The sequence below is a fragment of the Mesorhizobium sp. P2_E6 genome (assembly GCF_056403835.1).
This window is the reverse complement of sequence record NZ_JBFUEQ010000004.1, coordinates 517,336-538,219: the sequence shown is the minus strand read 5'-3', so window position 1 is coordinate 538,219 and position 20,884 is coordinate 517,336. Positions and strand designations below refer to the sequence as shown.

At 62.2% G+C, this 20,884-nt stretch carries 18 protein-coding genes and 2 pseudogenes; 10 read left to right on the top strand and 10 right to left on the bottom strand.

Going from position 1 to position 20,884, the window contains the following annotated elements; translation table 11 throughout:
- Positions 1-100: 100 nt before the first annotated feature.
- The 3 genes from AC1D08_RS13340 to AC1D08_RS13330 all read right to left on the bottom strand — a co-directional run bounded on the left by AC1D08_RS13340 (position 101) and on the right by AC1D08_RS13330 (position 2,962).
- On the bottom strand, positions 101-871 hold the full coding sequence (locus AC1D08_RS13340) for a 3-hydroxybutyrate dehydrogenase (RefSeq protein WP_477423360.1): 771 nt from the start codon (positions 869-871) through the stop codon (positions 101-103).
- A 34-nt stretch (positions 872-905) separates the two neighbouring features.
- Positions 906-1,691 carry an acetoacetate decarboxylase gene (locus AC1D08_RS13335; RefSeq protein WP_477423310.1) on the bottom strand — a complete coding sequence of 262 codons (786 nt, stop codon included), beginning with the start codon at positions 1,689-1,691 and terminating at the stop codon, positions 906-908.
- 101 nt (positions 1,692-1,792) lie between these two features.
- On the bottom strand, positions 1,793-2,962 hold the full coding sequence (locus AC1D08_RS13330) for a patatin-like phospholipase family protein (RefSeq protein WP_477423308.1): 1,170 nt from the start codon (positions 2,960-2,962) through the stop codon (positions 1,793-1,795).
- Positions 2,963-3,125: 163 nt separating this feature from the next.
- Here AC1D08_RS13330 and AC1D08_RS13325 point away from each other — a divergent pair, with 163 nt between their 5' ends.
- A complete protein-coding gene (locus AC1D08_RS13325; RefSeq protein ID WP_477423306.1) occupies positions 3,126-3,743 on the top strand; it encodes a TetR/AcrR family transcriptional regulator in 618 nt (205 codons plus the stop codon).
- Positions 3,744-4,300: 557 nt separating this feature from the next.
- Here AC1D08_RS13325 and AC1D08_RS13320 read toward each other — a convergent pair.
- On the bottom strand, positions 4,301-4,975 hold the full coding sequence (locus tag AC1D08_RS13320) for a GntR family transcriptional regulator (protein ID WP_477423304.1): 675 nt from the start codon (positions 4,973-4,975) through the stop codon (positions 4,301-4,303).
- Positions 4,976-5,267: 292 nt separating this feature from the next.
- On the opposite strand from AC1D08_RS13320, the gene AC1D08_RS13315 reads away from it, so the two are divergent.
- The 8 genes from AC1D08_RS13315 to atzF are packed head-to-tail and all read left to right on the top strand — an operon-like array spanning position 5,268 to position 13,549.
- Complete coding sequence (locus tag AC1D08_RS13315) at positions 5,268-6,395, top strand: BMP family ABC transporter substrate-binding protein (protein ID WP_477423302.1); 1,128 nt, start codon at positions 5,268-5,270, stop codon at positions 6,393-6,395.
- Between the two features lie 59 nt (positions 6,396-6,454).
- Positions 6,455-7,543 (top strand): ABC transporter permease, encoded by a 1,089-nt coding sequence (locus AC1D08_RS13310; protein ID WP_477423358.1) that lies wholly within the window; start codon positions 6,455-6,457, stop codon positions 7,541-7,543.
- Entirely contained in the window at positions 7,543-8,469 is a 927-nt protein-coding gene (locus tag AC1D08_RS13305) for an ABC transporter permease (protein ID WP_477423301.1), read from the top strand. Before AC1D08_RS13310 ends, AC1D08_RS13305 begins: the two co-directional genes overlap by 1 nt.
- Positions 8,470-8,497: 28 nt before the next feature.
- Positions 8,498-9,199, top strand: a complete 702-nt coding sequence (gene biuH, locus AC1D08_RS13300) for a biuret amidohydrolase (RefSeq protein ID WP_203277336.1) — start codon at positions 8,498-8,500, stop codon at positions 9,197-9,199.
- 10 nt (positions 9,200-9,209) lie between these two features.
- Positions 9,210-10,739 carry an ABC transporter ATP-binding protein gene (locus AC1D08_RS13295; RefSeq protein ID WP_477423299.1) on the top strand — a complete coding sequence of 510 codons (1,530 nt, stop codon included), beginning with the start codon at positions 9,210-9,212 and terminating at the stop codon, positions 10,737-10,739.
- The gene (locus AC1D08_RS13290) at positions 10,739-11,407 is read left to right on the top strand and encodes a cysteine hydrolase family protein (protein WP_352561467.1); all 669 of its coding nucleotides are present in this window, start codon (positions 10,739-10,741) and stop codon (positions 11,405-11,407) included. The genes AC1D08_RS13295 and AC1D08_RS13290 overlap by 1 nt, the downstream gene beginning before the upstream one ends.
- On the top strand, positions 11,400-11,750 hold the full coding sequence (locus AC1D08_RS13285) for a cupin domain-containing protein (protein WP_477399816.1): 351 nt from the start codon (positions 11,400-11,402) through the stop codon (positions 11,748-11,750). Before AC1D08_RS13290 ends, AC1D08_RS13285 begins: the two co-directional genes overlap by 8 nt.
- Positions 11,747-13,549, top strand: coding sequence for an allophanate hydrolase (atzF, locus tag AC1D08_RS13280; protein WP_477423298.1), 1,803 nt, complete (start codon positions 11,747-11,749; stop codon positions 13,547-13,549). The genes AC1D08_RS13285 and atzF overlap by 4 nt, the downstream gene beginning before the upstream one ends.
- Positions 13,550-14,032: 483 nt before the next feature.
- On the opposite strand, the gene AC1D08_RS13275 is transcribed toward atzF, so the two are convergent.
- Both AC1D08_RS13275 and AC1D08_RS13270 read right to left on the bottom strand, forming a co-directional pair.
- On the bottom strand, positions 14,033-15,181 hold the full coding sequence (locus AC1D08_RS13275) for a porin (protein ID WP_477423296.1): 1,149 nt from the start codon (positions 15,179-15,181) through the stop codon (positions 14,033-14,035).
- A 210-nt stretch (positions 15,182-15,391) separates the two neighbouring features.
- Positions 15,392-15,496 (bottom strand): annotated as a pseudogene (locus AC1D08_RS13270) (IS5/IS1182 family transposase); the annotation flags it as partial.
- On the opposite strand from AC1D08_RS13270, the pseudogene AC1D08_RS13265 reads away from it, so the two are divergent.
- Positions 15,489-15,620 (top strand): annotated as a pseudogene (locus AC1D08_RS13265) (ATP-binding protein); the annotation flags it as partial. The pseudogenes AC1D08_RS13270 and AC1D08_RS13265 overlap by 8 nt on opposite strands.
- A gap of 1,011 nt (positions 15,621-16,631) precedes the next feature.
- On the opposite strand, the gene AC1D08_RS13260 reads toward AC1D08_RS13265, so the two are convergent.
- From AC1D08_RS13260 to AC1D08_RS13245, 4 genes are all read right to left on the bottom strand, one after another.
- Positions 16,632-17,654: an aminopeptidase gene (locus AC1D08_RS13260; RefSeq protein WP_477423356.1), complete on the bottom strand. Its 1,023-nt coding sequence runs from the start codon at positions 17,652-17,654 to the stop codon at positions 16,632-16,634.
- Positions 17,655-18,002: 348 nt separating this feature from the next.
- Positions 18,003-19,154: an FMNH2-dependent alkanesulfonate monooxygenase gene (ssuD, locus tag AC1D08_RS13255; RefSeq protein ID WP_477423294.1), complete on the bottom strand. Its 1,152-nt coding sequence runs from the start codon at positions 19,152-19,154 to the stop codon at positions 18,003-18,005.
- 44 nt (positions 19,155-19,198) lie between these two features.
- Positions 19,199-20,047, bottom strand: a complete 849-nt coding sequence (locus tag AC1D08_RS13250; RefSeq protein ID WP_457153791.1) for an ABC transporter permease subunit — start codon at positions 20,045-20,047, stop codon at positions 19,199-19,201.
- Positions 20,044-20,838 carry a taurine ABC transporter ATP-binding protein gene (locus tag AC1D08_RS13245; RefSeq protein WP_457153790.1) on the bottom strand — a complete coding sequence of 265 codons (795 nt, stop codon included), beginning with the start codon at positions 20,836-20,838 and terminating at the stop codon, positions 20,044-20,046. Before AC1D08_RS13245 ends, AC1D08_RS13250 begins: the two co-directional genes overlap by 4 nt.
- Between the last annotated feature and the right edge of the window lie 46 nt (positions 20,839-20,884).

The window sequence follows — 20,884 nt, the reverse complement described above, 5'->3', positions numbered from 1 at the left end:
ATTTGTGCTGTGCAAAAAAGTTAGGGGGATTGCAAAGAGTGATCTGAAAGGCAGGGCAGGGAGCCAGAGAGACGGGCGAAGGCACGCCTCTCTGACGGGTCTACTGCATGAACCACCCGTGACTCACCACGATCGACTGGCCGGTCAGTGCGTTCGACGGGAACGCCGCGAGGAACAGCGCTGTTTCCGCGACGTCCTGCACGGTCGTGAACTCACCGTCGACCGTTTCCCTCAGCATCATTGTCTTGATCACGTCTTCGGGAGAGATTCCGAGCTCGCGCGCCTGTTCCGGGATCTGTTTTTCCACCAGCGGCGTGCGGACGAATCCGGGGCAGATCACGTTGGCGCGGACGCCATGGGCGGCGCCTTCCTTGGCCACGACCTTGGCCAGGCCGATCAGGCCGTGCTTGGCGGTGACATATGGAGCCTTGAAAGGAGACGCCTCCTTGGAGTGGACGGATCCCATGTAAATGACGCTGCCGCTGTTCTGGCGGTACATTTGCCGCAAGGCGGCGCGGGTGGTCAGGAAGGCTCCATCCAAGTGGATAGAAAGCAACTTCCTCCATTTCTCGAAATCGAACTCGACGAGCGGCGCGACGATCTGGACGCCGGCGTTGCTGACAAGGATGTCGAGGCGCCCAAAGGTTTCGACAGCCCGCGCCATTCCGTTCTCGACCTGCTCCTCGTTGCTAACGTCCATGCCAATCCCAAGGGCGCGCTGAGAGGCCGGATCGATCTCAAGGGCCGTCTCCTGGGCCGCCTTCAGATCAAGATCCGCGATGACCACCTTTGCACCCTCGCGGGCAAAAGTAAGCGCAAGCTCCTTGCCAATGCCGCTCGCAGCTCCGGTGATTACCACGACCTTGTCCATAAGCCGGCCGCCGGCGTTCCCGTTTGATGGTGCTTCATTCTGCAAACGCATGGATTCTTCCTTTCAGATCGCGAGGATCGGATTTTGCGAGGTAGTCATGAACGACCTTGCCGAGCGCGAGTGTGAGATCGGCGACGATGTGCATCGCCGAAACCACCTCGAGCACTGGCAACTCGGCGACCGGAGCCAGTGCATGCGACCAGAGGTTCAGGGATGCCGGACCGGTCCAGGCGCCTCTCAGATCGACATCCTCCAGGTGATACTCCACGAGCTCGCAGATGCGCGGCGTGCCGTCGACGTGGGGAATGATCTTGAGCAGGAAATTCGGCTCCGCGAGGGAACCTCTCACCACCGAAAGATCGGCTGCTTGGTGCTTGTAGCCCATGGTGGCCGTAGCAACACGCACCGGGCCGTAATCGAGCGTACCCACCAAGGTATCAGTCTCAGTGCGCAGTGTCGGACTCGCAAGCTTCTTTGGAAATCCCCACAGCTCGCGCCCTCCGGCAATCGGTGGGTGGTCGTTAAGAAACATGCAGTGGGTATAGCTGCCTTTGCGGCCGCGCAACGTGACAGGGATGACCTGTCCGCTCTCCGTGTAGTTGCCGAAGCCCGTCGAGTCCGGCATGCGAATGAACTCGAATTTCACGAGGGGTTCGGATAGTTCGAGCGGCTCCGGCACGAGACTGCGCAGCTTCTTTGGATCTGTCCGATACGTGATGATCAGGTATTCGCGGTTTCGGAAGCGATATGGACCGACCGGATAGGCCGGGCTGGTCAGGGGCATGGCGAAGGCCGTTGCCCGGACGGTGTCTTGATGCATGGCTGAAGATTCCTTCAATTGTTGAAGTGGATGGCTCGCGTTGAGGAGGAGTCGCACAGGCTTGCGATTGGACTGAGCACGTCAGGCACCATTGCAGGCGCCTATTCCCGCCCGTCCTCGGCAAGATCGTAGGTGCTCACCCCTTCCAGGTTGTCGGGCCGTTGCAATGCCTCGGGATGGCGTAACGTGCGCACGGCGTCGAGATAGCCGGCGCGCCAATGCTCCTCCATGGACAGCCTCGAGAACTCATAATCCTTCGAGTGCCCCTCATGTTGTTTTGAGCGATATATCAGGTGCACGAGTTTGTAGACCTTGTGGTCCGCGATCGAGCTCAGTGCGGTTGCTTCCTCGCTGTCGAGCAACTCGGGCGGCAGTTTTGAAAGAAGGCTCGCGAGGGTGTGTCGGGCACGCTGATATTGCTTGAACTGATCGGTGTGCGCGCGTGAGCGGCTCGCATACTGGATTTCCTTCTGCCGCGTCGCGACCTCGGACAGATTGCGAGGAAATTCGCCGCGCGCACTCCAGAGATCCACCTGGAAGGCGAGCGTGTCCTGCCGTGCCCCATGTTCGACTACCCATTGCAGAGGCGTGTTCGAGATAAGGCCGCCGTCCCAATAGAATTCGCCGTCGATCTCGACGGCGGGGAAGCCAGGCGGAAGCGATCCGCTGGCCATCACGTGCTCGGGGCGGATTGTATGCTGATCATTGTCGAAATAGACGAAATTTCCGGAGCGCACGTTTACCGCACCGACACTGAAGCGCATGCGGCCGGCGTTGATCCGGTCGAAGTCGACGAGCCGCTCCAGTGTGCTCTTCAAATGTTTGGTTTCGTAGAAGCTCGTCCCCTCGAGGGAGCCGTCCGCTTGCAGCCAGGGAACGGGCTGCCGAAGGCTGAAGAAGCCAGGGGCACCGGCGACGAGCGCGCAAGCCGCGCTGAACTGATTGAAGAGCGAGCGGGGCAGGTTCCCTATCGGAGAGAATGAGGGCGCGGCAGCCCAGTCGAGAAGTGGGTTCGCGGTGATCTCGCGCCAGAAGGCCCGCAGCTTTGGAACCCGTTCGGCAGGTTCATTACCGGCTATTATGGCCGAGTTGATGGCACCGATTGAGACCCCGGCGACCCAGTCTGGATGGATATCGGCTTCGGCAAGAGCTTCGTAGACTCCGGCTTGATAGGCTCCGAGCGCGCCGCCGCCCTGCAACACCAGGGCAACGCATTCGAACGGGAGAGGCCGTTTTTCTGTTCTGAAGTCTTTCGGAGACAGTACGTTCATGGGGATGCTGTTCCTTCTTATCTGAAAGCGATAGGGCTGCAGGGGAGCCCGAGTGGGGCCGGTCGAATTCGCCGGCTGAATTTCAATTTGCATCTTTAGGTCAAATCGACTATATGGTCAATATGAGATTTTCGTAATGGTGCAATGCAAAAAGGTATGACGGATGGCAAAGGTTGATTTGGCGCGCAGGGCGGAGATCGGACGCGAGAAGCGGGAAAGGACACGCGCGTTGATCGTGGACGCAGGGGCAATGCTTCTGGCGGAGCGGCCTCGCGAGGGCCTCACGGTGGATGCAGTGGTAGAGGCAGCAGGTGTCGCGAAAGGCACGTTCTATTATCACTTCCAGAGCATCGATGAATTGGCCTCAGCCGTAGGGGAGAAACTCGGGGAGAGCTTTGACGCCGTGCTGACGCCTGCGCGCCTGGAACTACAAGATCCAGTCGAACGCCTGTCCTTCGCCTTCACGCGATTCTTGGAAAAGGCGATCTCGGACTCCAACTGGGCCCGGCTTGTCGTTCAGAGTTCTCACTCACCAACGGAATTTGCGCGAGCGATCCGTAATAACCTCAAGGCGGATATTGCCGAGGCGATTGTTCAAGGCCGCCTGAGCGTTCGGGACGCAGAGTTGGCAGTCGACATAGTGATTGGGATATGGCTGCAGGTGACGCGCGGCATTCTAGAGCGAGGCGCTCTGCCCGAATTGACAGGCCAGACTGTTAAGGCGGTGCTGCGCGCCATTGGCTCATCGCAGTCGGAGCAGCGTAAGGCTGCGAAGACATGATAGCGGATTGCGTTGAACGAATGTCCGCATTGCATGCCGTCCAAGCGATGAAGTTCTCCCCAGGATGTTCCAAGACCGTGGCTTGAAAGGCGATCTCTGGGTCAGGACCAGCCAAATCCCTTTGCCGAGACGAATGTCTGCCAGATCACGTCTCACACCCGAAAGCTGCCCGACCGCTTCCGGCCCAAAAACAGCCGCGTTCGTCACAGGTTCATCGACCTTTTTTGGGGGATGAAGAGGCACCTCGTGGAGGGAAACCTAGTCCTCCTCCTGGTCCTTAGGTTCGCCAGACCATATGAGAGAATACGAAGGAAATGGGTTGGCGAACCATCCGCCAACATATTGATTTTGTGTAGGAAACGTTGACCCTCCGTGACTAAAATAATCGTTATCCGCCAATAGGTTACGAAGCGGTTCGCCAAGGTCGACAAGAAGCTGGTTCAGCCATTCGGCAATAGGGTCACCTTATACCGAATGGCAGCTTTGGGTCGCATCGCGGTCGTTGGAGTGAAACTTTGCACTGCCTGGAAGCGGGCATTCGGGCTGTCCGGAAATTTTCAGGCCACGTCCCGCCGAATTGGCTTGCGATCGTCAGTCGCGAACACCGCGCTCGCCTCGCTGACGATAGAGACATGGTCCCTGGCGGCCTTGCCCGCAGCCACGCTGTCTCCGCGCATGATTGCGGTGACAATTAGGTCGTGTTCCTGCCAGGATTTGGCCAGCCGTCCGGGCAGCATGAACTGCGCGCGGCGGAAGGGTGCCAACCGGCTGCGGGTCATCACGGTGAGATCGTGGATATGCGTATTGTGGGCGCCACGATAAAGCCGGCTATGGAACTCGGTGTTGAAATACTCATAGTCCTCCTCGGCGCCCAGCTGAACCATCCGCGCTGAAGCCTGGTGCTCGATCTCGAGCCCGCGGCGCTCGCTGCTGGTCATGCGCTCGGCCGAGAAGCGCGCGCAGATCGCCTCCAGTTCGGCCATGCTCTCGAACATCGAGGCGAGATGCTCCTGCGTCACGACGGCGACGATAGCGCCCCTGTTGGGTCGCCTCTCGACCAGGCCCGTGGCGCTGAGCTGGCCGAGCGCCTCCCTGACCGGGGTGCGTGATACGTCGAAGCGGGCGGCGAGCGAGGCCTCGTCCAGCTTTTCGCCGGGGCGCAGGTAGCCGGTGACGATCCGGTCGCCGATCGCCCGCACCATCTGATCCACGGTCGTGCCCGACCTGATCAAGCTGCGCTTCCCCGACAAGTTTCCTCCGTCGCGTCTTCTCGTTGAGTCGGCCGACTCGTTGGTCCTTCGACTCGACATGCCTTCTATGCCTCTATTTTAATCTGCCTGTCAAACTGGCTATTTTCAAGGCAAAAAGTGCATGCAATTGCCTCTGCTGTGAGCACACGCCTTCGATATGATAACTGATTTTATTGGATAAATCTCAATTAGAAAACTGGCATGGTGATTGCATGCACTTTCTTGACGGCATGTTAACCGACCCGGAAAAGGGTCCCAAAGGGGAGCATTCACTATGACCGACAGATTCATGCTTAACCGCCGCCAACTGCTCAAGACGTCCGCCGCGGGAGCCGCGCTCGGCCTGGCCTCGGCATCCTTTCCCATCAGCCGTGCCTTCGCCGCCGCCGCCACCGTCGGCTTCATCTATGTCGGCCCGAAGGACGACTATGGCTACAACCAGGCGCATGCCGAGGGGGCGGCGTCGCTGAAGGGCATCGAAGGCATCTCCGTCGTCGAGGAGGAAAATGTTCCCGAGACGGTCGACGTCCAGAAGACGATGGAATCGATGATCAATCTCGATGGCGCCTCGCTGATCTTCCCGACCTCCTTCGGCTATTTCGATCCGCACATGCTGGCCATGTGCGCGAAATTCCCCGACGTGCAGTTCCGCCATTGCGGCGGCATGTGGAACAAGGACAAGCATCCGATGAATGCCGGTTCCTATTTCGGCTATATCGGCATGGGCCAGTATCTCAACGGCGTCGTCGCCGGCCACACCTCGAAGAGCAAAAAGCTCGGCTTCGTCGCCGCCAAGCCGATCCCGCAGGTGCTACTCAATATCAACTCCTTCCTGCTCGGCGCGCGCTCGGTCGACCCGACGATCACCTGCCAGGTGATCTTCACCGGCGAGTGGTCGCTGGCGGTCAAGGAGGCGGAAGCCACCAACGCCCTGGTCGACCAGGGCGCCGACGTCATCACCTGCCATGTCGACAGCCCGAAAGTGGTGGTCGAGACGGCCGCCGGCCGCGGCGCCTTCGTCTGCGGCTATCACGCCAACCAGAGCCCGCTGGCGCCGGAAAAATACCTCACCGGTGCCGAGTGGAACTGGGCCAAGGTCTACAAGATGTTCGTCGACGACCTCATCGCCGGCACGCCGCTTCCCAATTTCACTCGCGGCGGACTGGCCGACGGCTTCGTCAAGATGAGCCCGCTCGGCCCCGCGGTCGGTGAGGCGGCCCGCAAGCAATTCGACGCCACCCTGGCCGAAATGATGAAGGGCGGCTTCTCCGTCATCAAGGGCCCGCTGAAGAGCAACAAGGGCGCCGTCGTGGCGACGGAAGGCCAGGCCTTCGCGGAGACCGCCATCGAGCTCGAAAGCATGGACTATCTCGTCGAGGGCGTCGTCGGCTCGACCGCCTGAAGCTGAGTGCGGAGACGGGGACCATGACGGATACGACCAGCAGTGCGGAAGCGCCGGCGATGCTCGGCGCCAGGGGATATCCGGCGGCGCTCGAATGGGTCGCCAGGCGGGCGGAAGCTTTCGTCATCCCGCTCGCGGCGCTGGTCGTCGGCATGGTCCTGTTCAGCCTGTTCATTGCGCTGGTCGGCAAGTCGCCGGTCCAGCTCTATGAAACCATGTGGCGCGGCGGCTTCGGCTCGTGGTTCTCCATCCAGAACTCGCTGTCGCGCGGAGCGCCCCTGCTGCTCGCGGCGCTTTGCGTGGCGCTGCCGGCGCGGCTCGGCCTCGTCGTCATCGGCGGCGAGGGCGCCATCGTTCTCGGCGGCGTCGCCGCCGCTGCCATCGGCGTGGCGCTGGGCGGCGCGCCATCATCAATCGTCATTCTTGCCATGGGCGTGGCGGGCATGGCCGCCGGCGGCATCTGGATAGGTGCCGTCGGCGCGCTCCGCCACTACCGGGCCGTCAACGAAACCATCTCCAGCCTGCTGATGGCCTACATCGCCATCGCCCTGATGAACCAGCTGGTGGAAGGGCCGCTGCGCGACCCGGCCTCGCTCAACAAGCCCTCGACCCAGCCGCTCGCCGATATCTACCGCATCGGCAACATTCCGGGCATGGAGGTGCATTGGGGGCTTGCCGTCGGCGTCGTCGCCTGCGTGCTCTCCTGGCTGCTGATCGAAAAGACCCGCTGGGGCTTCGCCGCCCGTATCGCCGGCGGCAATGTCAGGGCAGCGCAGGTGCAGGGGCTGGCCGTCGGACCGCTCATCGTCGGCTTTACCGCGCTTGCCGGCGGCTTTGCCGGCCTTGCCGGCATGCTGGAAGTCGCGGCCGTGCAAGGCAGCGCCAACGGCTCGCTCGCCGCCGGCTATGGCTACACCGGCATCCTCGTCGCCTTCCTCGCCCGCCACAACCCGCTTGCCATCATCCCGGTCGCCATCCTGCTTGGCGGCATCGACGCGTCCGGCGGGCTGATCCAGCGCCGCATGGACCTGCCCGACGCCACCGTGCTGGTGCTGCAAGGCATGCTGTTCATCGTCATCCTGTTCAGCGAGACCTTGTACGGCCGCTTCAAGGCCTTCAATCCCGATTTGTGGCAGAGGGCCTCCTGATGGACGCAACCGAGATCGGTCTCTGGGGCGTGCCGCTCGCCATCCTCGGCGGTGCCATCCGCGTGTCGACGCCCTTTATCTTCGTCTCGCTCGGCGAGGCCATCACCGAGCGCTCCGGTCGCATCAACCTTGGCCTCGAAGGCACGCTCGTCTTCGGCGCCATGACCGCCTATGCGATCGCGGTGATGACCGACTCGCCATGGCTCGGCCTGCTGGCCGCCGCGGCCGCCGGCCTTTGCTTCGGCCTGTTCCATGGCTGGATCTGCAAATTCCCGAAAGTCAACGACATCGCAATCGGCATCGCGCTGATGCTGTTCGGCTCGGGGCTCGCCTTCTTCTTCGGCAAACCGTTCATCAAGCCGAAGGCGCCCAACCTTCCGGCCATTCCGTTCGGCGCCTGGTCCGACATTCCGCAGGTGCAGGCGGCACTCGACGTCAACGTCCTGTTCCTGATCGGGGCGGCACTTTCGCTCGTCCTGTGGTGGGCCTTCCGCAACACCCGCGCCGGCCTCATCGTGCGCGTCGTCGGCGACAGTTCCGACGCCGCGCGCGCCATGGGCCTCAACCCGAACACGGTGCGCCTCGTCGCCACCGGCGTCGGCGGCGCGCTGGCCGGCATCGGCGGCGCCTATCTGTCGCTCTACTATCCCGGCAGTTGGACGGAGCGCATCTCGTCGGGCCAGGGGCTGATGGCGGTGGCGCTGGTCATTTTCGCGCGCTGGAATCCGCTCGGCTGCTTTGCCGCCGCCCTTCTGTTCGGCGGCGCCGGCGCGCTCGGACCGGCGCTGCAGTCGGTCGGCGTCACGCAAGGCTACTATTTGTTCTACGCCGCCCCCTACATCCTCACCTTGATCATCATGATCGCCACCTCGTCGCCGACCCGTTCGCTTGCCGGCGCGCCGGGCGAATTGTCGATCACCAAATGACTGGCACCAAATAACTGGAGTTTTTGCCATGAACGCCAGAGCCGAAATCACCCAGCGCTATATCGACGCCGACCCGTATCCATGGCCCTACAATGGCGAACTTCGCCCCGACAACACGGCGTTGATCATCATCGACATGCAGACCGATTTCTGCGGACCGGGCGGCTATGTCGACCATATGGGCTACGACCTCTCGCTGGTGCGCGCGCCGATCGAGCCGATCAAATCGGTGCTGTCGGCTATGCGCGCGAAAGGCTACACCATCATCCACACCCGCGAGGGCCACCGGCCCGACCTCGCCGACCTGCCCGCCAACAAGCGCTGGCGCTCGCGCCGCATCAATGCCGGCATTGGCGACCCCGGCCCCTGCGGGCGCATCCTGGTGCGCGGCGAGCCGGGCTGGGACATCATTCCCGACCTTTACCCGATCGAGGGCGAGCCGATCATCGACAAGCCGGGCAAGGGCTCGTTCTGCGCCACCGACCTGGAGTTGATCCTCAACCAGCGCGGCATCGAAAACATCGTGCTCACCGGCATCACCACCGACGTCTGCGTCCACACCACCATGCGCGAGGCCAACGACCGCGGTTTCGAATGCGTGATGCTGGAGGATTGCTGCGGGGCGACCGACTACGGCAATCATCTCGCCGCGATCAAGATGATCAAGATGCAGGGCGGCGTCTTCGGTGCGGTGTCGAACGCGGCGTCCTTCGTCGCCCAACTGCCGTGAGGAAGCCAGGATGAGCGCGATCACCGGCAAAGCCGTCGGCGTACAGACCATCGGCATGGCCATGCGTTTCGGCGCCTTCACGGCGCTGGGCGATGTCTCCATCAAGGTGCCGGCCGGCTCCTTCCACGCACTGCTCGGCGAGAACGGCGCCGGCAAGTCGACGCTGGTCAAATGCATAATGGGTTTCTATCACCCGACCGCCGGCGACATTCTGGTCGACGGCCGCGAGGTGGCGATCGCCAGCCCCAGGGACGCATCGGCGCTCGGCCTCGGCATGGTCTACCAGCATTTTACGCTTGTCCCGTCGCTGACCGGTGCCGAAAACCTGGTCATTTCGCGTGAGAAGGTTCCCGGCGTGATCGACTGGCGCAAGGAGCGCGGCGACCTTGCCGTGTTCATGGATCGCATGCCGTTCAAGCTGCCGCTCGACGTCAAGGTGGCCGAACTGGCGGCCGGCGAGAAGCAGAAGCTGGAGATCATCAAGCAGCTTTATCTTGGCCGCTCCTTCCTGGTGCTGGACGAGCCGACCTCCGTGCTCACCCCCGGCGAGGCGCAGGAAGTGCTGGGCCTTGTGCGCGACATGACAAAAGCCGGCGACCTGACCGTGCTGATGATCTCGCACAAATTCCACGAGGTGACGGCGTTCGCCGACGACGTCAGCGTGCTGCGCAAGGGTCGGCTGACCGGCACCGGCCGCGTCGTCGACCTCGACCGCAAAGCCATGGCGACGATGATGATCGGCGATCAGCCGATCGCCGCGCTCGACAGCCGCGCCGAGCCGAAGCCGGACGCCGAGATCGTGCTCAAGGTCAAGGCGCTGAAGGCGCCTGACCGCACCGGGCTGAAGTCGATCCGGATCGAGGATCTCGGCGTGCGCTCCGGCGAGATCGTCGGCATCGCCGGCATTTCCGGCAACGGCCAGAAGGAATTCCTCGAAGTGCTGGCCGGCCAGCGCCCCCGCGATGCCGGCGAAGTCATGGTGCGCGGTACCGCCTATGCGGCGACGCGCGCCGAGGCGCGTGCGCTTAACGTCCGCCTCATCCCGGAAGAGCCGCTGAAAAACGCCTGCGCGCCGAAGATGACGGTGGCCGAGAACATTTCTTTCCGCACCTTCGACATCGACAGCAACGGCAAGCCGGTAAGCTGGATCAGCGCCGGCGCCATCAAGGCATTCAGCGCCGGGCTGGTCGAGCAGTTCAAGGTCAAGACCGCCTCGCTTGCCTCGCCAATCGCTTCGCTGTCGGGCGGCAATGTGCAGCGTGCCGTGCTCGCGAGGGAACTGACCGGCGAAGTCGACCTTCTGATCGTCTCCAACCCATGCTTCGGCCTCGACTTCTCGGCCGTGGCCGAAATCCGCGCCCGCATCATGAAGGCGCGCAATGCGGGTGCCGCCGTGCTCCTGATGTCGGAAGACCTCGACGAACTGCTCGAACTGTCCGACCGCATCTTCGTCATGTCGGACGGCGCGCTGGTCTACGAGACGCCGATTGCGCAGGCCAGCGTGCAGACCATCGGCGAACACATGGCGGGACATCACTGATGGCGGAAATCGATGCGCTGCCGTTTTCCTTCACCTTCAAGCCGCAGACCATGGCGCTGGTGGTCATCGACATGCAGCGAGACTTCGCCGAGCCCGGCGGCTTCGGCGCCAGTCTCGGCAACGACGTCGGTCGCGTGACCGCGATCGTGCCGACAGTGAAGCGGCTGATCGAAGGCTTTCGCGCTGCCGGCCTGCCGGTGATCCACACCATGGAGTGCCATAGGCCCGACCTTTCGGACCTGCCGCCGGCCAAGCGCGACCGCGGCAATCCGTCGATCCGCATCGGCGATATGGGCCCGATGGGACGTCTACTGATCGCGGGCGAACCCGGCACCGCGATCCTCGACGAGCTTGCGCCCTTGCCCGGCGAGATCGTCATCGAGAAGCCCGGCAAGGGCGCCTTCTATGCGACCAGCCTCGGCAACGACCTCAAGTGGATCGGCGCCCGCCAACTGGTCTTTGCCGGCGTGACGACCGAAGTTTGCGTGCAGACGACGATGCGCGAGGCCAACGACCGTGGCTATGAATGCCTGGTCGCCGAAGATGCGACGGAAAGCTACTTTCCCGAATTCAAGGCAGCGGCCTTGGCCATGATCAGGGCGCAAGGCGCGATCGTCGGCTGGACGGCAACGACCGACCAGGTGCTGGAGGGAATCGCGAATGCCTAATCTCGCGTTTGCCGGCCTGCTTGACGGCGGCTGGCGCGATCTGGCGTTCGAGCATTTCCGCGACGGTATCGGGGTGTACTGGCTGCTGAAGGGCGGACCGGTCGAACCCTCGGTCGCGATCCTCAAATACCGGCCCGGCGCCGGCGTGCCGCGCCACCGCCATGCCGGGCTGGAAACCATCGTCGTGCTGGAAGGCATCCAGAGCGACGAGAACGGTGACTATCCTGCCGGCAGCGTGATCCTCAATCCGGTCGGGACCGAGCATTCGGTGTGGACGAAGGACGGCTGCGTCGTGCTGATCCAGTGGGACCTGCCGGTGATCATTCTGGGGGAGACGAAATGAGTGATGTCCACTTCGACATAGCGAGCCTGCACGCGGCCTATCGGGACGGCGTCAGCGTTGGCGATGTGATCGCGACGATCCATGCCCGCATCGAGACAGCTGATGATCCGGGCATCTTCATCCATCTCGCCGCGAGGGCGGATCTGCTTGCGGCGGCCGAAGCGCTCGGCCCGTTCGACCCGCTGGGAAAACCGCTCTGGGGCATCCCCTTCGCCGTCAAGGACAACATCGACGTCGCCGGCATGCCGACGACCGCGGCCTGCGCCGAATACACCTACTGGCCCGACAGTGACGCCACCGTAGTGGCGCGGCTGAGGGCAGCCGGCGCGCTGGTCGTCGGCAAGACCAATCTCGACCAGTTTGCCACCGGCCTTGTCGGCGTCCGCACGCCCTGGCCGATCCCGCGCAACGCCATCGACGCGGAGCTGGTGCCGGGCGGCTCCTCCTCGGGGTCGGCGGTGGCGACGGCGCGCGGCATCGTTTCCTTCGCGCTCGGCACCGACACCGCCGGCTCCGGCCGCATCCCGGCCGGCCTCAACAACATCGTCGGGCTGAAGCCGACCGTCGGTGCGCTGTCGACGGCCGGGGTGGTGCCGGCCTGCCGAACGCTCGATTGCGTCTCGGTGTTCGCGCTGACCGTCGACGACGCCTATCGGGTGTTCTCGGTCGCAGCCGCGCGCGATGCGGCCGATCCCTATTCGCGCGACATCGCCGTGCAGCCGCTCACCGCCCGCCCGCCGGTGCTGAGCGTCGGCGTACCGGCGAAGGCCGACCTGAAATTCTTCGGCGATGCTGCGATGCAGGCCGGCTTCGAGGCCTCGCTCGCCATGCTGTCGCGGCTCGGCTGCCGGCTGGTCGAGATTCCCTTCGGCGATTTCTACGCCACCGCCAACCTGCTCTACGAGGGCGCCTGGGTAGCCGAACGCTATGCCGCAATCCGCGATTTCATGGAAGCCAACGAAGCCGCCTTGCATCCGGTGACGCGCAAAATCATCGGCGGCGCCAGAGGTCTGTCGGCGGTGGACGCCTTTCGCGGCCTCTATGCCTTGCAGGCCTACAAGGCAAAGCTCGCCCCGGTCATCGCCTCGGTCGACCTGCTCTGTGTGCCGACCGCGCCGACGCACTACACCACTGCCGCCGTGCTCGCCGATCCGGTCGAGACCAACAGCCGGCTCGGCACCTACACCAATTTCGTCAATCTGCTCGACATGTGCGGTATCGCCGTGCCGACAGGCAAGCGCGACGATGGGCTGCCGATGAGCGTGACATTGCTTGCGGCCGCCGGACTGGACGGCCTTGTGGCGTCCGTCGCGCGCGATCTCCATGCCGCGAACGGGCTCACCCTCGGCGCGACTGGCTGGCGGCAGCCGAGCGCGCAGCCTGTCGGCGCATCGACCGAAGACGGCACGATCGAATTGGTGGTGGTCGGCGCTCACCTCTCGGGAATGCCGCTCAATGGCCAGCTTAGGGAGGCTGGTGCCCGGTTCTGCCGGGCGATGAGGACGGCCTCTTCATACAAGCTTTATGAGCTCGCGGGCCAAGCCACGCCCAAGCCGGGACTGGTCCGTGTCGGCAACGGCGGCACTGCGATCGAGGTGGAGATCTGGCGGCTCCCTGTCGACGCTTTCGGCCACTTTGTGGCCGCCATCCCGCCGCCGCTGGGCATTGGCAGTATAGAGCTTGATGACGGCAGCACCGCCAAAGGCTTTCTGGTGGAATCCGTGGGCTTGCTAGGCGCTTCTGACATCTCGTCATTCGGTGGCTGGCGCCGCTTTTTGTCAGATCGCGTTCCCGTTTGAACTTCATCAACGCACTTTGCGAAGGTAAGAGGGGCTAGGCCCGACCGAGGTAGGTTGAACTTCTGATTATCTTCGTTGCGAAGCCGGAAAGCTGGCAGTCCGCTTGCAGCCCAAAATCAGCTACGCTTGTCACGGGTTCATCGATCCTTTTGTCCGCGTGCATGGAAAAACTAGTCCTCCTCCTAGTCCTTAGGTTCGCCTGACCATACGAGTGAATACGAAGGAAATGGGTTGGCGAACCATCCGCTAACATATTGATTTTGTGTAGAAAACGGTGACCCTCCGGGCCCACCATAACTATTGATTTTTGAGGCGGCAAATCACGGCTGCTTCATGCCACAATCATTCTCTGACGCAGCTGCGGAATAGAGAAGCAGAGAGAATGCTAAGCTTGGACGTCAAATCGCGCCGAGCAGACTCTGTTGTGGACAAGAAAACCCGGCGGCAACCCGCCGGGTTTCGGTTTCGCCGAAGCGAGACCTGTTAGAAGTCGCGCTGGAAGCGGAGCATACCACCGACGCTGTTCTCCTTGTCGGCAGGCGTAAACGCGGGGTTGACAAAGTCAACATCGCCAAACCGGCCTGCATGGAGATAGTCGACTTCGGCCGTGACCGTGAAGCCGGGAACAACGTTGTAAGCGACGTTCGCTGCAACGCCGAGGTTCTTCCAGTCGTCAGCAGACACCTGAAGGTTGAACGAGGTCTTCTCGTTGAATTTGTAGGTGCCACCACCCCAGACTGCCCAGTTGCCGCCCCACTGCTTGTAGAAGCCGCGACCGTTGGCCGGGAAAGCCAGGGTCCCGTCGCTGAGGTTGTCGTCGGTGCCGTAGCCCGCCATGACCCACAGTTGCAGAGCGTCAGACACGTTCACGTCCAAGCGGGCCTTGAAGGCGACTTCTTCGTAGTTGCTGTCATAAGCGACGACACCGGTGATGGCGCCCCAGCCCTGCGTCCACTTCACACCGCCGACGACATGCGGAACGTAGCTGTCGATCGTGTAGGCGCCATAGCCTTCTTCGAGCGAGACGACGGCGGAGAAGCCGTTGCCAGCATCGAAGTAGTACTGGATGACGTTGGTATCGAAGACGCCGTACGGAACCAGCGTATCCTGGAGGACGTTGCCGGCGTAGCCGACGAACGTATCGAAGGCCGATTCGTCCTTGCCGACGCGCAGACCACCGAGCTGGATCCAGGCGAAGTTCAGCTCGGTGTCCTTATTGTGAGCGTCGTTGCCGAACTCGTCACCGAAGCCGTTCAAATTACCGAATCTGAAGCGGGTCTCGGTGTAGGTCTTCAAGGTACCGAGTTCGGTTTCCTGGCCGGTCCAGGTCTTCAGCGTGAAGCGGGTGTTCTTGAAGTACGTGCTGTTGTCATCTCCATCCTGATGATCCGCGGATTTCGCACCGTCGAACGAGCCGGTGTCACCGATGCCGATGTCGTAGCGGACATAGCCGCCGATGCGCAGGCAGGTTTCGGTGCCGGGGATGTAGAAGTAGCCAACGCCGTAGACGTCGCAGATCTTGACGTATTCAGCGGGTTCCGGCTCGGCGACGACGACGGCGTCGGCGGCGCGCGCACCGGAAACAGCGATTAGAGCCGCAGCGGAGCTGAGAAGAAGGCTCTTGACGTTCATTTTAAACTCCAGCTTCAAAGTGGGTGCCGTGAATCTACCGGCCTCCGAAAGAGATGAGTCACACTCTTTTCCAAGTGCGAGATTTACGCTCGCGCTTAGTCACCACAATCGAAATCGGCCGCAACGAAATCAGTCGAGACGACATTGCCCAAACGATGTGACAAAAAAGGTACTATTTCTTTTCAACCCTAGGTCGCAGTAACGATTAAACTATCTGAGCCAGATAGCGATAGCGGCGCGTTTAACGAAGAAACCCGTGAAGTTGGCCAGCTGCTTGTCGTAGCGGGTTGCGACACTGCGGAACTGCTTGAGCTTCGGAGAATGGCCCGCCGTCTTCGGCGACGTCAAGATGAGGACAGCGCTCCTCGACCGTCTCACCCATCATTGCGAGATCATCGAGACCGGCAACGAGTCCTGGCGCTTCAAGAACCGCGCCTGATCACCCAATCAGCTGCCAAGCGCAATCCGCGCTCGACCGGGCTGCGCAACCCTGACCAGGTCCGCCCGGGCGAACGTTGACCGCTCCGCACTACATAAAGGAGGTCAAAATTGGACGCCGATCGGAGGGCAGTTTTGGAAGCCGTTTGACAAACGGGATCTGGCGGAAATGTGTGACCGAACCAACAGGCGGCGAAAAGTTCGCATTTGAAGGTGGAATTGCGCCGACAGCATTCCTCAAAAATCAGTGCTTCAAGTCATATGCTTGACCCGTCGATCGTAGTTGCTCAAGTGTTTTTCCTGCGCAACTTCCCGACCCGTCTGCGCCCACCGGATCGGCCTTGCCTCTTACAGTTATGGTGCCGGCCAGCCTGTCCGGCGAAATATAGACGGCAACCCCGTCTTGGCTAATTGTGGACAAATAGAAAGCACGATGCAGACCGCTAACCTCGCAATGCACCAAGAAGGGAAAGTCATCAAATGATCCCTCGCTGGAATGCGCGATGGCCGCAAACTGCGATAGCGCAATGGCAGCAAAAGCTGCTCTTACGCGAGGATTCCGCCAAGACGCGACATATGCCATTGATTGGAACCCCCGCTTGCTCGCCGTTATCCTTGATCGCCCGGTCGTGACGGTGGTGGTGCGGACAACCACGCCATTCCCACATCCGCCCTATGAGCGGCTCTTCGAAAACCAAGTTCCGCACATAACAAGTTTCGCGCATATAGTGTCATTTGGCAAGTTCAGGCCCAGCGAGTGCAATCGGAAAATGGCGCTTCATGGTATGTGTCCTCCCAAAAATCCCGGCCTCAGCTGGGGCGCCGTCGGCTGCCTAGTGTCTCGCCCTTACTCTAAAAGTTTGGACCCTTGTTCCACGGGCGCGGTGCCTGGGGTGTCGCCCAGAACGCTTCACCGTATCTGCCTTATCTAGTCGTGCGGCGAACAATGCCTGGATCGGCTCTGCATCGCGGATTGTGCGGGCATCGTGGATGTCCTTGATGGGCGATCAAGTCAATCACACGTGGCCGCAGCCTCAAGCGCTTCGGCACGGGAAGGTTTGTGCAAATCCGCGATCCGCCGAACAGAAGCGTAGAACCTTGGATAGTCGCCGGAGCACAAATCGAACAAGCGAAGAAACGCCGGAACCTGTTCGCCATAGACAGCGGTCGCGGCGAGCTTTGCGTTGTTGATCGGGGCATCGAACCACGCGTCGTACCCCCGGTATCCGCCCCAGCGCCTGTCGCGCATTTGCCTGTAGCGCGTCCGGAGCTTGTCGATCGTGGCTGCCTTGGCAGCCGCCATCTGCTCCGGGGTACGGGGACTTGCATAGACCTGCCCCAACTCGTCCCGCGTTTTCGACAGCAGTCCAAGAAAATCGGCTCGGCGCTTGCGATCGGCTTCGTAGCGGCGCAATCCGGCGCGATCGCCAGCAGCGCGCAGCCATTTCCTTACGCCGGTGGTTTCGACGGCAACCGCGAAAGCCTCATTGAATGCGGAATCGTCATGCACATAGATGCGCTGATGCGCCAGCTCATGAAAGACAAGGCTTGCGAGATACGTGTCATCCTGACGAAGCATGGTGCTTAGCAGCGGGTCACTGGACCAGCCCAGTGTGGAATAGGCGGTGATGCCTGTGACATAGACGTCCAGCCCCTGTCGATGAAGCTCGACAGCGGTGTCAGTCGCGGATTTCCGAGCAAAGTAACCCCGGTACGGCACGCAGCCGAAAACCGGAAAGCACCAGGTTCGCGGCGTCAGGGAGAATTGTGGCGCCGCAAAAACGGCCCAGGTCACAGCGTCCCGACCGATGTCAACATAGCTGCGGTAGCTGTTGTTTTCGGGCAGTGCCAGTTCATCTGTGGCAAACCGTCGTATGGCGCTCGCCGACGTCAACTTGGTGCGCAATGCCTCGGGCGTGGAAGGATCATGGATCAGTTTTCCAACATCTTCGCGCGCCGCCATGATCTGCACATGACCTTCCAACGACTGCGCGTAGTAGGAAATGCTTGTGCAGCCGGTCACCCCGGACGCCATGATCATCGCGGCAAGCAATCGAAAAACGCGCTTCACCAGCTTGCCCACCGCTTGCTCTTCTCCCCATGGAGCAAATATCCCCATTGCCCCGGTCTCAAACAGGCGCACCAATTTTCGTCAAGGTCTGGAAGGGGTGGCGGGTCGAAATTTCGACTTTGGCAGGTTTGGCAAATGCGGGCCATTCGCCTCGAGTTGACGGATGTCCCACCGCGGGACGGAGTCCGCAAGCTGCGGACTGTCCACTGGGATGCTACATTCCCCCAAAGCGCCGGTCTGCTGCCGGCCTGATCTCAGTCCTTCGATGTTACCAGTAGGTGTGGCTGTTCGGAGCGCGGAGCAGACAGGACGTTACGATGCGGATGCTGCGACCTTGGAAGGCACACCGCGTCCGAACTCGACGTCCCAGCTACGCTCCACGGGTGCGGCTTCGCCACTCAACCCGAGTTTGGGGAAAAGCAGTTCGGCGACGTTGAACGCCTCTTCCAGGTGCGGGTAGCCGGACGCGATGATCGTTTCGATGCCGATGTCCTGATACTCACGTATGCGCGCAGCAACATTGTCGGGATTGCCGACCAGCGCCGTTCCCGCGCCGCCACGCACCAGCCCAGGTCCAGCCCACAGATTCGGACCGACAACCAGCCGGTCGCGCCGGCCCTGATGAAGTGCCGACATGCGCTTCTGCCCAACGGATTCCGAGATGTGGACAAATCCGTTCTGGGCTTCGGCGATCAGGTCGTCGGTGACGTGGCTGATCAGCCGGTCAGCGGCAGCCCAGGCCTCATCCTCCGTTTCGCGTACGATCAGATGAATGCGAAGGCCGAAACGGATCGTGCGGCCTTGTGCAGCCGTTGCTTTCCTCACGCGATCGATCTTCTCGGCAAGCTGGTCCACCGGTTCGCCCCAGCTCAGATAGGCGTCCACATGCTTGGCGGCGATTGCAATGCCGGCGTCGGAAGAGCCTCCGAACCAGAGTGGCGGATGGGGTTGCTGAACCGGCGGGAAGGAAATGTCGGTGCCGTGGGCAGAAAGGTACTTGCCCTCGAAATCCGCTGGCTCACCCGAAAGTATCCGCCGCCAAATGGTCAGGAACTCGTCGGTTTGGGCATAGCGCTCGTCATGGCTGAGCTTGTTGCCGTCGCCGGCGAGGTCGGCTGGATCCGCGCCGGTGACGACATTGAGCAGGACGCGGCCGCCGGAGATGCGGTCCAGGGTGGCGGCATGACGGGCAAACAGGGCCGGTGTTCCGCTGCCCGGCCGAAGTGCGACGAGGAACTTCAGCCGTTCGGTGAGCGGGATCAGCCCGGCCGCCACGATCCAGGCGTCCTCACACCGCGTCCCGGTGGGCAGCAGCACGCCCTTGAAGCCAAGCCGGTCGGCGGCCTGGGCGATCTCCTTGAGATAGCCGAAGGTTGCCGGGCGGTGCCGCTCGTCGGTGCCGAGATACGGTCCATCGCCATGCGTCGGCAGGTACCAGTAGAGGTCGAGCGGCTTGCTGGGCATCGGATTGTTCCTTCAGCGATGTGGAATGTGTGGGCAGGCAAGCGTCAGAGCTTGCCCTTCCAGGGGATGAGACGGTGCTCCAGCCAGCGCATGCCGCTGGTGAACGCAAAGGCAAGGATGGCGATGACGATGAGGCCGACGAAGACGACGTCGGTGGCGAGGAAATTGGCGGCCGACATGATCATGTAGCCAAGGCCTGACTGGGCCGCGATAAGCTCGGCCGCGACCAGCGTCGACAATCCGGCACCGATGGCAATCTTCAAGCCGGTCATGATTTCCGGCAATGCGGACGGCAGGATGATGCTGGTGAACAGTTGCAGCCGGCTGGCGCCGAGCGACAGCGCGGCATTGATGCGTTCAGCCGGCACTGACCGGACACCGGCCTGTGCGGCAAAGCAGATTGGGGCAAAGGTTGACAGCGACAGGAGCACGATCTTGGAAGTCTCGCCGATGCCCAGCCAGATGATCAGCAGGGGCAGGTAGGCCAGCGGCGGCAAGCCCCAGTAGAGATCGATCGGCACGCTGAAGATGCCCTTGACCCAACGATTGAGGCCCATCAGCAGGCCGAGCGGAATGCCCAGGAAAATGCCGACGCCGAGCGCCGCGGCGATACGGCCCAGGCTTGCCAGTGTGTGGTCGAGAAGCGTGCCGTTGGCATAACCGTCGGCCCAGACGGCGCTGAACTGGGTCAGCACCTCGGCTGGCGACGGCAGGAACAGCGGCGACGCCCAGCCAAAGCGCGCGGCGATGAACCACAACGCGATCAGTGCAGCCAGCGTGACCAGGCTTATGCCGAGCGTGCCTGTCGACGCGGATCGGCGTGGCCGGAGGGAAGGCCTGCGCTGGGTCGTCGAAGGTGGGAACGAAGTCGGGGAATTGGCGGCAAGCGTCATTGCAAGGTTCCTGTGCGGGCGCCTTCCGGCTGGTGGATCAGCGAGCGGATTTCCTGACGCAGTTCAATGAAACGCGGGTGGGACTGGATCGGCCCGATGTCGCCGCTCCTGGCAAACTCGCGGACGAAATCGGCCTCGAACCGGGCAACGATACGGCCAGGCCGAGGCGACATCACAACGATGGTCGTGCCGAGCGTGAGGGCTTCCTCTATGGAATGGGTGATGAACAGGATCTGCTTGCCGGTCTTGGCCCAGACCGAGGCCAGAAGCTGCTGCATTGTCTCGCGCGTCAGGCTGTCGAGGGCGCCGAACGGCTCGTCCATCAGCAGGATCTTCGGATCGGTGGCCAGGGCTCGCGCGATGCCGACGCGCTGGCGCATGCCGCCGGACAGTTCATAGGGCGGCTTTTCGGCGAAATCGGCGAGCCCGACCAGTTCCAGCAGACGCCTCGATCGCTCATGGCGTTCACTGCGCGGCACGCCCCGGTATTTCAGGCCGAGAGCAACGTTGTCCAGCACATTGGCCCAGGGCAACAAGGTATCCTTCTGGAAGACGACACCACGATCGCCGCCGGGGGCGACAATCTCCTTTCCATCCAGAGTGATCGTGCCCTGGGTGAGCGGCAGGAAGCCGGCGATCGCGTTGAGCAATGTCGACTTGCCGCACCCGGAAGCACCGACGGCGACGACAATGGAATCAGGTGCAATGTCGAGCGAGACGTGATCGAGCGCGTGAACGTCCTGGCCGTCGGAAGCTGGAAAGGTGACGCTGGCGTCGCGAATTCGAAGCATGGTGGCCTCCAGGCAAGCCTGGCTGGCGAGATTGCCGCCAGCCAGA

Bases quoted from the DNA above. Each gene is read 5' to 3' on its own strand.
- AC1D08_RS13295 (WP_477423299.1), top strand. From the start codon at position 9,210: ATGAGCGCGATCACCGGCAAAGCCGTCGGCGTACAGACCATCGGCATG.
- AC1D08_RS13315 (WP_477423302.1), top strand. From the start codon at position 5,268: ATGACCGACAGATTCATGCTTAACCGCCGCCAACTGCTCAAGACGTCC.
- AC1D08_RS13305 (WP_477423301.1), top strand. From the start codon at position 7,543: ATGGACGCAACCGAGATCGGTCTCTGGGGCGTGCCGCTCGCCATCCTC.
- biuH (WP_203277336.1), top strand. From the start codon at position 8,498: ATGAACGCCAGAGCCGAAATCACCCAGCGCTATATCGACGCCGACCCG.
- AC1D08_RS13330 (WP_477423308.1), bottom strand. From the start codon at position 2,962: ATGAACGTACTGTCTCCGAAAGACTTCAGAACAGAAAAACGGCCTCTC.
- AC1D08_RS13275 (WP_477423296.1), bottom strand. From the start codon at position 15,181: ATGAACGTCAAGAGCCTTCTTCTCAGCTCCGCTGCGGCTCTAATCGCT.
- AC1D08_RS13310 (WP_477423358.1), top strand. From the start codon at position 6,455: ATGCTCGGCGCCAGGGGATATCCGGCGGCGCTCGAATGGGTCGCCAGG.
- ssuD (WP_477423294.1), bottom strand. From the start codon at position 19,154: ATGCCCAGCAAGCCGCTCGACCTCTACTGGTACCTGCCGACGCATGGC.
- AC1D08_RS13250 (WP_457153791.1), bottom strand. From the start codon at position 20,047: ATGACGCTTGCCGCCAATTCCCCGACTTCGTTCCCACCTTCGACGACC.
- AC1D08_RS13245 (WP_457153790.1), bottom strand. From the start codon at position 20,838: ATGCTTCGAATTCGCGACGCCAGCGTCACCTTTCCAGCTTCCGACGGC.
- AC1D08_RS13285 (WP_477399816.1), top strand. From the start codon at position 11,400: ATGCCTAATCTCGCGTTTGCCGGCCTGCTTGACGGCGGCTGGCGCGAT.
- AC1D08_RS13325 (WP_477423306.1), top strand. From the start codon at position 3,126: ATGGCAAAGGTTGATTTGGCGCGCAGGGCGGAGATCGGACGCGAGAAG.
- AC1D08_RS13340 (WP_477423360.1), bottom strand. From the start codon at position 871: ATGGACAAGGTCGTGGTAATCACCGGAGCTGCGAGCGGCATTGGCAAG.
- AC1D08_RS13335 (WP_477423310.1), bottom strand. From the start codon at position 1,691: ATGCATCAAGACACCGTCCGGGCAACGGCCTTCGCCATGCCCCTGACC.
- AC1D08_RS13260 (WP_477423356.1), bottom strand. From the start codon at position 17,654: ATGGCGTCCGGGGTGACCGGCTGCACAAGCATTTCCTACTACGCGCAG.
- AC1D08_RS13290 (WP_352561467.1), top strand. From the start codon at position 10,739: ATGGCGGAAATCGATGCGCTGCCGTTTTCCTTCACCTTCAAGCCGCAG.
- atzF (WP_477423298.1), top strand. From the start codon at position 11,747: ATGAGTGATGTCCACTTCGACATAGCGAGCCTGCACGCGGCCTATCGG.